The sequence below is a fragment of the Aequorivita xiaoshiensis genome, from assembly GCF_022008395.1.
Classification (GTDB): Bacteria; Bacteroidota; Bacteroidia; order Flavobacteriales; family Flavobacteriaceae; genus Aequorivita; species Aequorivita xiaoshiensis.
In genome coordinates, this window is sequence record NZ_JAIRBB010000020.1 from 1 (window position 1) to 10,101 (window position 10,101).

A 10,101-nucleotide genomic window follows, 5' to 3' on the forward strand; every position below is an offset into this window, starting at 1 on the left:
AAAGTTCCATTAACAGGAGAAACGGGATGGAGATATGACGGAACTGATAGAACTACTTTGCATAATTATTTATACACAGTCGAAAATACAAGAGACTTCGATTGCTTTGTGGTAGGAACTGTAATTTCAACAAATAAAAAAAGGAAAAATTACTTTGTATCAATCAAGTTGACCAATATGGATAGTTGTGAATATAAGAACCCAATTTATAATAAAAAAGAAGTGTCAGTTGGAAAAATAATGGAAATTAATATGGCGATTGACAAAGTAATAATTGAATAAATACGGTTGCCAACAATGTATAACCGCAATTACGGCAGATTCGACTACGTCCGAATCCACTCGGAATTGCTAACGTCTGTGCCAAGCCGAATATTAACGCATATTAACCCGTAACTGCGGTTATACTAAACGTTAGAGTGCATTAAAACGCACAATAACAACGGGTATAAATAATAAAATTTAATCCCCATCGTAGTAGCTTCCTAAGTCAATTTCTGCACTTTCCGCAATGCAATCACCGTCTTTATCCCAAATTGCAGGTATATAAACTTTCATAGAGTATTCGGAACCTGTGTAACTTCTATGTATTTCTTCCATTTCTATTTCAGTATCGTACTTTTTTAACAATGCTTTTAATTCCTTTTCAAATTGCATTGCTCGTTCTTTGCTTTTTTGCATAATTTCTGCTTATTAAATTTTACTATTCATACCCAAACCGTTGTGCATAATATCGAAAAAACAAAATCTTAAATGAAAAAACCTATATTTCTACTTGTTGTTATCTTAATAATTGGATTTACTACAAGTGCGCAAGAAATGACTTGTGCTGATTTCAAAATCGGACAATTTTATATTCCAGAAGATATGGCTAATCATACAATTGTATCGGATGATGGTAAATCCGAGTTAAAATCTAAAAGAGATCCAGCGACTAAAAAATATATCGTTCTTCGAGAAAAAAATACTCAAATAGAATGGAAAAACGGAATTGGAAACGGAAATCCTGAATACGAAATTATTGAATGGATTGATGATTGTACTTATCGACTTACTTATGACTCGACCAAATCTGAACTTGACGAGGGAAAACAATGGGTAAATGAGAATAATGGAATTGTAGTCTCGAAAACAAAAATTGAAAATAGATGTCTGTATTACACAGCAACTATGACAACAAACGACGGACAAAAAATTTCGCAAGACGGAATAATATGCAAGGAATAAAAATACTATGCACAACAATATATAACCGCAATTACGGCGGATTCGACTACGTCCGAATCCACGCGTAATTGCTACCGTCTGTGCTAAACCGAAAATAAACGCTAATTTAACCCGTAACTGACGGTTATACGAGACCGTTAGCTGTAATTTGGAAAAAATGAAGTTATTTATAACAACAATTCTGATTTTATTTACAACTTCTTCAATTTTTGGACAAATTGAAAAAGATAGCTTATTTGTGTTCACTGGAAAAAGAGTATCTATAAAAAAAGTGAAAGAATTTAAAGATAAAGAAACTCTAATTGACTCTATAATAGTTAATGATTCATTAATTTATATTGAAACACCAAATGTAATTCAAGATTATAAATACAAAGCTAAATTCAAGATAATTGAGCAATTTAAAGGAGATTTACCTGACAAAAAAATTGAATTTGATTTGTACAATCATTATGGAAAACCAAAACTTTCAAAATCAAATACTTTTTTATTATTTGTTATTAAAATAGATGGAGAATTTCAATTATTAAAATATGCACATCATCGTGTCTATGAAACCGATAACGGAAAATTTGCTATTCCATATGACAAAAATGAATATCGAAATCAAAAAGGCCCATCACTCAAAATTAAACCTAAAAAAATCAATTTCAAGCAAGTTCCAGAGTTTAGGATTTATAAAGATGATTCACCAGATTGGGTTAAAAGGACTTATCCAAAACCATATTATCGAATCGAAAAAAATAAAGCAATTCCGATTTTCGGAAATTATATAGAGGACTATATAAAATTGAGATTAAACGGAACTTTGAAAGATGTATTTGAAAACTGAATTAAAAACTACAGCTAACAATGGCTATAAGTAATTGCTTGTTCTCGCCTACTTCTGAAAATCCTCGCGGATTTTCAGTTTGGTGTGTACTTGCAAAGTTAAGTGCTAAACCACGCAACTACTCATAGCCGAGACCGTTGTAAGCAAGCTTGAATGAAGCGAGATAAACTATTTTAACCAAGAATGAAAAACAGAGCAATTTCAAAATTATTAAAGACACAATTATTCTGGCTATTACCAATGGTAATTTATTCTTGTCAACCGAATTTGGAAACTAAAATTGAATCGCCAACATTTGGTTTAGAATATAAACTTAATGGAAAAGTCAAAACTCTAGATGTCTATTTCTATGAGGTAAACGAAAAATTTGGAGAGTTTATTAAAGGAGATAGAAAAAATTGGCGTCGAAAATATCACATCGATAAAAGTGGAAATTTAACAAAAAAAGAAACTTTTGACACAAACGATAATCTACATAGTGTGACGAAGTATAATTATCAATCTGGAAACCTTATTTCTTATAAGGACTTCGATAAATTTGGCAATATTGATAATAGTTCAAATTTCGAATATGATAATGACGGAAATAAAATTAAATCAAATCATTTTGATGCTGAAAACAGATTAAAAAGTTTCTATGTAATGTCTTACGATAGATTTGGTAATTTAATTGAAGAAAACAGATTTGAACCTGACGGACAATTACTTTGGAAAGATAAATATAATTATGATTCTAAAGGGAATATGGTAGAACATAGTTCCTATAAATCTAATGGAGATTTAAAATATAAATATGTTTACGAATATGATTCAAATGGTAATGAGACTAGCTTAATCAGATTTAACAACCGTAAAGAAATTGAACTGAAAGAGGTTTATTCTTATATCAATAATAATACTTTAAACGAGATGATTAAGTACAATTCCGAAGGGAAAATTTCTTATTCTAACAAATATTTTTATAACGACAAGAATGATGTTATAAAAATAGAATCTGTTTTAGACGATAATTTTGAATATAGATACGATGAACAAAATAATTGGATAGAAAAAGTTAATATCATTGGAGATTTTCCTGAAACTATAACTGAAAGAATTATTGAATACTATTAAAATAAATATTAACCAATAAAACAAAGCCAGCTTACAACAATGGCTATAAGTAATTGCTTATTCTCGCCTACTTCTGAAAATCCTCGCGGATTTTCAGTTTGGTGTGCACTTGCAAAGTTAACCGCTAAACCACGCAACTACTCATAGCCGAGACCGTTGGCAACAATTTGAGAAATGACGAAATACATTCAAATTTTTATAATCCTTTTGACATTATCTGCTTGCGGACAAAATGCGAATGAAATGAAAACACCTGAAAATGCGAATGAAAAGTTTGCGGAATTTACAGCAAAGAAAAAATTCGTAGAAGAAAATTTTTATCCTGGAATTGCGGACGAAAAAATGCGACCAGTTTTTACGGAAAAAATAAACCAAATCGCATCGGATTTTAAAACTGTTGCGGAATCGGAAAAACCAACTGACAAAAAATATCAAGAAAAAATTGGAATAGGACTTTCAAGGTTTTCGGATATTTATCTGGAATTAGATACGGAAGACCGAGAAAGGGTTTGCTCATACATTGAGGAATTAATGGACATTGTGGAATTGGAAAGCTCGAATGGACAACTCAATAAATTTATGTACGGTTTTGACCCAATGGAAAAGCCAAAAGAAAAAAAGTGGACTGATTCACACGGAAACGTCTTTATCGAGAAAGGGACTGAAGTTTCAATAATCCCAGCGAAATATAATAAAACAGGAAAAACATATAGAGTATTTATTTTCAATGAAACCTCTGATAAAATTGGAATCATCGAAAATCTAAAAATAAATCCAAATGAATTTAAAGTTTTTAATTTAAAAGATACAGACACTCTTAAATTAGATAATGGAGTGAAATTTATGTTTGGAGAAACTTATGGACTTGAAATTGAGGACAAGAAATCACAAGTTAGTGGTCTTGGAGGAAAATTTTTAGACGAATATAAAGTTCCTGATGATGCTGAATGGGCTTTTGTTATAGTTCCAGTTGGAAAAGGAGATTAAATATAAAAACTGTTGCCAACACCGTGTATAATTCATTGCTAGTATTCGCCTACTTGGAAATTCCTTCGGAATTTCCTCTGGTTCGTTTTAGTTTATTAATTTAGTTGCTGAAACACGCAACGAAATCATACACAAACACGTTATCTCACATATAAACCAACAGCAACTTTGAAAAATATAAAGCAAATAATTTACATTCTTAGTTCAATTTTCATTATGTCGTGTGAATCAAATAAAAAGGAGTCTGTAGAATCTGAATTAAATAAGAAATTGACGACTGAATATAAATATGACAGAGTTTGGGGAGTTTATAATTCTGAGGACAAAAGAACTAAAAGCGAAACGGAAATGTATATTTCTGGTGCAGATACAATCTATCAGCAATACAAGCTGTATAAAGATGGAAAAATAGACTCAACAAAAAGTAACTTTTATGCATTGGAATTAAACAAAACTGGAGATAGTACTTACTTTGGAAAAGTACATTTTAATAATATTGAAAAATATTGGTATAAAAGTCCAGTAAACGAAGTAAGCCTCGGACTTTCTTTTTTGCATATGGAACGTGATTCTGGAAAAGTATGGAATTTCGAATCGAAGAATAAAAATTATGTTGAATTTAAATATTTTCACCATAGTGACACTTTAGTTGGAATGTTGTATGAAACTAGACATTTAGATACAATAATAAATGGTGAGAAAATGATACGGATTTTGGAATATGCATTACCAATAGATAATATGTCGAAAACCAATAATCCTTACATTGAAACATTTGAATTAACTGAGAATAAATACGTGAGATAACAACGTGTATAGCTCATTGCAGCTGAATTCCTAATCGGAATTCATTGCAATTTGCTATCTTTCGGTTACGGCGGAAAATCATAGCTGATTTCCCGCAACGAGCCATACACAAACACGTTCTACACAATTTTAAAAAATCAAACCGCGAATTGAAAAACAAATTTCTTAAAATATTAAAACGGACTTTAATCACAATCGGAATATTATTCGCTTTAGCGTTTATAGCAAACGAAATTGTTTACAAAATGAGTATTCCTGACGAATTTGAGAGCGCAAATTGGAGCGGAAAATGGAACAGCTCGGAATACAAACTTGTAGGCGGAAAAGTGTTGACCTCAATTTCAACACCGATAATTGAAAATTCGAAATTTAAAAGTCCAACTCTTTTGTATTATAACATTTGGAGTTTATATAAACCTGGTCAAATAAAAGTTGTGGAAATGAACGGAGCTTTTGGACGCGAAAATTTTGGTGGTAATAGCGAATTAGATAATAAAAACTTACAAGAATTAGAACCTTTGATATCCAATTTCTTTAAAGCCAAAATCTCGTTCAGTAGTGGACAAATGATTGAATATAATGGAATGAAATGGAAAGATGATAAAAAAATATTTGGAGATTATGTGTCTAAATTTCCATGGGATTTAGGAGAATTTGAAATAAGTGAGGAATAAAAACTGTGTAGAACAATGTATAACCGCAATTACGGCGGATTCGACTACGTCCGAATCCACTCGGAATTGCTAAAGTCAGTGCTAAACCGAAAATTAACGCATATTAACCCGTAACTGACGGTTATACGAGACCGTTAGCAAACATATGACCAGACCAACAAAAATTCTTATACCATTCATATTTTTATTGTTAATAATAGGTTGTGCGGACAAAAAACCTGAAAACCAAACTTCTGAATTTGACAAAATTTTAGGAATTGAAAATGTTGCTACGTTAGACTTTCTTATTACTGATTTTGAGAACGACTTTTTAAGTAGACAATATCCGAATATGGATACTGAAAATGCCTATCGACAATTTTTAACCGAATTACGTGATGAAAAAACCGAAAACTGGAAAAGCATATCCGAAAAGGCAAGGAATAAATTCAGAGCAAGTGATTTGAGATTTGAAATGTATGAATTTCCAGACTCGGTTTGGATTTTAAAGAATAGTACTTTTGACAAAATAGAATCGGATTCTTTAAGCTTTTTGGAAAGCAGAATTCCTTATGTTAAATCGAGATATAAATACACAAATCCTGACGGAACAACTGAATATACATATTCAAGAAGTTTTGGAGAAAACATTTCCGAAGCTGATTATGATTCTATTATAAATCGAGAAATGAACTCACCGAATTTTAATTATATTGGTAAATATCTGCAAGCGTTGGAATCAATAAAAGGCAAAGGAGAATTTTATAAAGAATTTTATGAGACAAAGAAAAGCGCTGGAATTCTATTCCCTGAATCAACAGCAAGAGTTATGCTGAATTACGACATTGATTTGAACGATAAACTGAATAGGAAAATAATCGTTCTTGAATTAGCATATTGAAAATAAATAAAATACGTTTGCTAACAACGTGTATAATTCATTGCTAGTTATAGATTACTTACGAAAGTCCTCGCGGACTTTCTATCTGTGATTTATTTGCTAACTTTAGTGTTTAAACACGCAACGAAATCATACACAACACCGTTAGCAAACATTAGATGAAAATCGTACTAAAAGCATTAATTCTACTTTTTATTTTGAGTTGTTCTAATAAACAATCATCAGAAACAAAAAAAAATGCGATTAAAATAGACACTATTTCTTATACATATCACGGATTCAATCATCATCGAAAACTGGAATTATTAAGTAATAAAGATTTTATCCGTTTTGAAAGTGTTGCAAGCTGTTTTGGAGATGCGAGAATCGAAAAACATTTTGGAAAATATGAACTAACGGATTCTACTCTTACGCTAAATCCAGAGAAAGTTGAATTAACTGTTTACTCAAGTTTTCCTGAAGAAAAGGACAGAAAAGATACTCTTCAATATGGTGCAGATTCATTAAAAATAAATACAAGTTTTCAAATATTTGAGTGGAAGAATAAAGAGTACTTATTGTCCGAAAAATACGATTCGTTAAGAAATTACGACTTTAGAAATGACTACGAGAAATTCGCATACTATTATAACATTGGAGAAGAACCAAATGTTAGCGGAAAATATCTCACGAGAATAAAAAAAGATACCACAATAAACATAGCTTGGAATATCAACAAGATCCCAAAAGAATATCAAAATGACTTTCTAAAAAAACCGATTTCAGTCAAAATAGTTGACAGAAAGAAAATCGTTGAGAAAGATGATTATGACCCAGGAAGTGAACTTGTAAGTTGGTATATTAAAATTGATAAAGGAAAAGAAGATGGAATTAAAAAAGGATTTCATTTTACAACAGAAGATGATGAATATTTCATTGATATAGATTCCGTTCAAAGCAAAGTTAGTTTCGGAAAATGTTACATCTATAATATGGATGAACAATATTTCAGAATTGGAACTGAAATGCGAACTAAATGGAAACAATAACGTTTGCTAACAATGTATAACCGCAATTACGGCGGATTCGACTTCGTCCGAATCCACGCGGAATTGCTAACTTCTGTGCCAAACCTAAAAATATTAACTTTAAATCCGTAACTGACGGTTATACGAGACCGTTAGCAAACATTTAAAAACCAATCGTTACGGATGAAAACACTATTGATTTTAATATCATTTCTATTTCTGTCAAATTCGAATGTAATTCATCAAGACACACCATTACAAATTGACGAAAACGGAAATATAATTGGTTTGCCGAAAGAATTTAGTCCTGCGAAATTTGACTTGAATAAAAAAGCGTTGCGAATAAATGACAAGGAAATTGTTTTTCCAAAATGTCTGAATTATTACTTTGAGGAACATAAAAACCCTAAACTGAATTTATCTGCTTCGTGGTATCACTCAAAAGAAATTATGCCATATTATCTGAATTTTGACATTTCAGATAAGAGTGTAAATTATGGATATACAATTTTGGTTGATTTAGAAACTCTTGAATTAATTTATATAAACAAATCAATTACAAAAGGAAATACGACATACAATCCTGAAATAGAGTTAGAGGAAAAATGTCTGACTGAATATAAAAACGGAATTAAAACCCTAAATTAACGAACGAATAAAAAAAACGATTTGCTAACACCGTATATAAAAAATTGCTGGTTTTAGCTAAATCAAAAGGTCGTTGCACGTTTGCTACGTCTGATTTTCCTTCGGAAAATCCTCGCACGCAAACACGCAACTTTCCATATACAAACACGTTGTACACCATTTATGCGAACGACAATAAACACTACTAAAAAACTGGAAAAGTTGATTAAAAAATTAATCTCAACTGACGAAAAAACTGAATGTGGAATACTTGGAAAATGGAACGCAACCGTATTTTATGTTGACCGAAAAAAATGCTGGTTAATCACAAATGGAAAAACAAAATATAACGTAATATTAACCGACATTAAATCAACAGATTTAAAAAATATTGAGCAAATTTTCAAAGATGCTTTCCACTCACAATTGACTTACGACGGAATTATAACTGACTTTGACTATCTAAATTCTATAATCGGAAAAATTGACTTTCTACCAACTGACAATGACCGAAGAACAACTGGATTTCAAAACACAAATTTACAGTCATTAGATTGGTGGAAAGCAGAATATGGCGAATTAAAAAATATGCCAATAAAAGACTTGACAAATCGACTAAATAATATTCCTATTCACATTGGAGAAAGTAAAAAAATGTCTGATTTCACAAAAGCTCTGAACGAAATGAAAAAACTAATAAATGAATAAAAAACAGTGTACAACAATGTATAACCGCAATTACGGCGGATTCGACTACGTCCGAATCCACTCGGAATTGCTAACGTCTGTGCCAAACCAAAAATTAATGCATATCAACCCGTAACTGACGGTTATACGAAACAGTTGCCAGTAATTATGAAAGAACATTACGTCTATATCCACTTAAACCCAAAGACCAATGAAATTTTCTATGTTGGTAAAGGCAAAGGACATAGAAAATCGTCAAAAACTGGAAGAAATAGAAAGTGGAATGAATATGTTCAAAAATTAAATGGACAATTTAAAATATTGGTTCTTCAAAATAATCTGACTGAAATAGAAGCTCTTGAGTTAGAAAAAAAAATAATAAGAAAAATTGATTGGCATTACGATGATTTGACAACCAATGTAACCGACTCTTTTCCTGATTTAGAAGATGCACCTACAATTCAAATAGTATTTGGAGAAGTAAATCAGTCAACTAAATCTAATGAATATATTCCTAAATTTAGATTTCAAAATTTGAGCGATTCAGAAATAATCTCAACTCTGCTAGACTTTCCAAATGAGCTGAAAATAAAAAAATTATCGGCTGAATTTGAACAAGTTTGTGAGTATTTTCACGAAAATTGGGATGAACTTGAAGAAATTGACGAAGATATATTTTTCGATATTGAAGGAGTTATTGATACAATAGAAGATTTGCTGACTGAATATAAAAGTTCAGAAAAAAATAATCTGACTGACTTCATCACAGACCTAAAACGAGAAAAAATTGAAATAGAAATTATTCAAGAAGACAATCCAAAAGGAAAACAGAAAGAATTCTTGATTAATTTATTAAAATGGATAGAAAATGTTGTGGAAAAATAACTACTGGCAACAATGTATAACCGCAATTACGGCGGATTCGACTACGTCCGAATCCACTCGGAATTGCTAAAGTCTGTGCTAAACCGAAAATAATAGCTAATTTAACCCGTAACTGACGGTTATACGAGACCGTTACCACACATTTGAGAGCAACATTATGAATAGAATATTGACAATCCTTTTTTTTAGTTTTTATGTGTCAATTTCTTTTGCATCAAGTCCACAGATTTCGGATTATTTGATTTTTAAAAATGACACAATACCAACTTATAATCTATTGGTTGAACAATATCTTCAAAAAATAAAAGACGATAAAGGAAGATTATTTGATTTGAGTTTCAGAAACTCAATTGAGGGAACTTTAGGAACATCATT

Annotated in this window: 14 protein-coding genes; 13 read left to right on the plus strand and 1 reads right to left on the minus strand. The window is 30.9% G+C overall.

The features are described from left to right. Positions 1-282 (plus strand): hypothetical protein (locus tag K8344_RS13310; protein WP_237609168.1); only part of this gene is annotated, 282 nt, incomplete at its 5' end. 180 nt (positions 283-462) lie between these two features. Here K8344_RS13310 and K8344_RS13315 read toward each other — a convergent pair. Beyond that, a complete protein-coding gene (locus tag K8344_RS13315; protein WP_237609169.1) occupies positions 463-681 on the minus strand; it encodes a hypothetical protein in 219 nt (72 codons plus the stop codon). 72 nt (positions 682-753) lie between these two features. Between K8344_RS13315 and K8344_RS13320 the strand changes: the two genes are divergently transcribed. The 12 genes from K8344_RS13320 to K8344_RS13375 all read left to right on the plus strand — a co-directional run. Further along, a complete protein-coding gene (locus tag K8344_RS13320; protein ID WP_237609170.1) occupies positions 754-1,227 on the plus strand; it encodes a glycoside hydrolase family protein in 474 nt (157 codons plus the stop codon). Positions 1,228-1,384: 157 nt separating this feature from the next. Then, the gene (locus K8344_RS13325; protein WP_237609171.1) at positions 1,385-2,059 is read left to right on the plus strand and encodes a hypothetical protein; all 675 of its coding nucleotides are present in this window, start codon (positions 1,385-1,387) and stop codon (positions 2,057-2,059) included. A 183-nt stretch (positions 2,060-2,242) separates the two neighbouring features. After that, entirely contained in the window at positions 2,243-3,172 is a 930-nt protein-coding gene (locus K8344_RS13330; protein ID WP_237609172.1) for a hypothetical protein, read from the plus strand. A 174-nt stretch (positions 3,173-3,346) separates the two neighbouring features. Then, positions 3,347-4,159 (plus strand): DUF4844 domain-containing protein, encoded by an 813-nt coding sequence (locus K8344_RS13335; protein WP_237609173.1) that lies wholly within the window; start codon positions 3,347-3,349, stop codon positions 4,157-4,159. A 216-nt stretch (positions 4,160-4,375) separates the two neighbouring features. After that, the gene (locus K8344_RS13340) at positions 4,376-4,966 is read left to right on the plus strand and encodes a hypothetical protein (protein WP_237609174.1); all 591 of its coding nucleotides are present in this window, start codon (positions 4,376-4,378) and stop codon (positions 4,964-4,966) included. A gap of 149 nt (positions 4,967-5,115) precedes the next feature. Then, positions 5,116-5,640, plus strand: a complete 525-nt coding sequence (locus K8344_RS13345; protein ID WP_237609175.1) for a hypothetical protein — start codon at positions 5,116-5,118, stop codon at positions 5,638-5,640. Positions 5,641-5,785: 145 nt separating this feature from the next. Beyond that, positions 5,786-6,520 (plus strand): hypothetical protein, encoded by a 735-nt coding sequence (locus K8344_RS13350; RefSeq protein ID WP_237609176.1) that lies wholly within the window; start codon positions 5,786-5,788, stop codon positions 6,518-6,520. Between the two features lie 158 nt (positions 6,521-6,678). Then, positions 6,679-7,548 (plus strand): hypothetical protein, encoded by an 870-nt coding sequence (locus K8344_RS13355; protein ID WP_237609177.1) that lies wholly within the window; start codon positions 6,679-6,681, stop codon positions 7,546-7,548. Between the two features lie 162 nt (positions 7,549-7,710). Next, on the plus strand, positions 7,711-8,175 hold the full coding sequence (locus tag K8344_RS13360; protein WP_237609178.1) for a hypothetical protein: 465 nt from the start codon (positions 7,711-7,713) through the stop codon (positions 8,173-8,175). A gap of 162 nt (positions 8,176-8,337) precedes the next feature. Beyond that, on the plus strand, positions 8,338-8,862 hold the full coding sequence (locus K8344_RS13365) for a DUF6933 domain-containing protein (RefSeq protein ID WP_237609179.1): 525 nt from the start codon (positions 8,338-8,340) through the stop codon (positions 8,860-8,862). 147 nt (positions 8,863-9,009) lie between these two features. Next, complete coding sequence (locus K8344_RS13370; RefSeq protein WP_237609180.1) at positions 9,010-9,726, plus strand: GIY-YIG nuclease family protein; 717 nt, start codon at positions 9,010-9,012, stop codon at positions 9,724-9,726. A gap of 157 nt (positions 9,727-9,883) precedes the next feature. After that, positions 9,884-10,101: hypothetical protein (locus K8344_RS13375; RefSeq protein WP_237609181.1), on the plus strand; the 218-nt coding region annotated here is incomplete at its 3' end.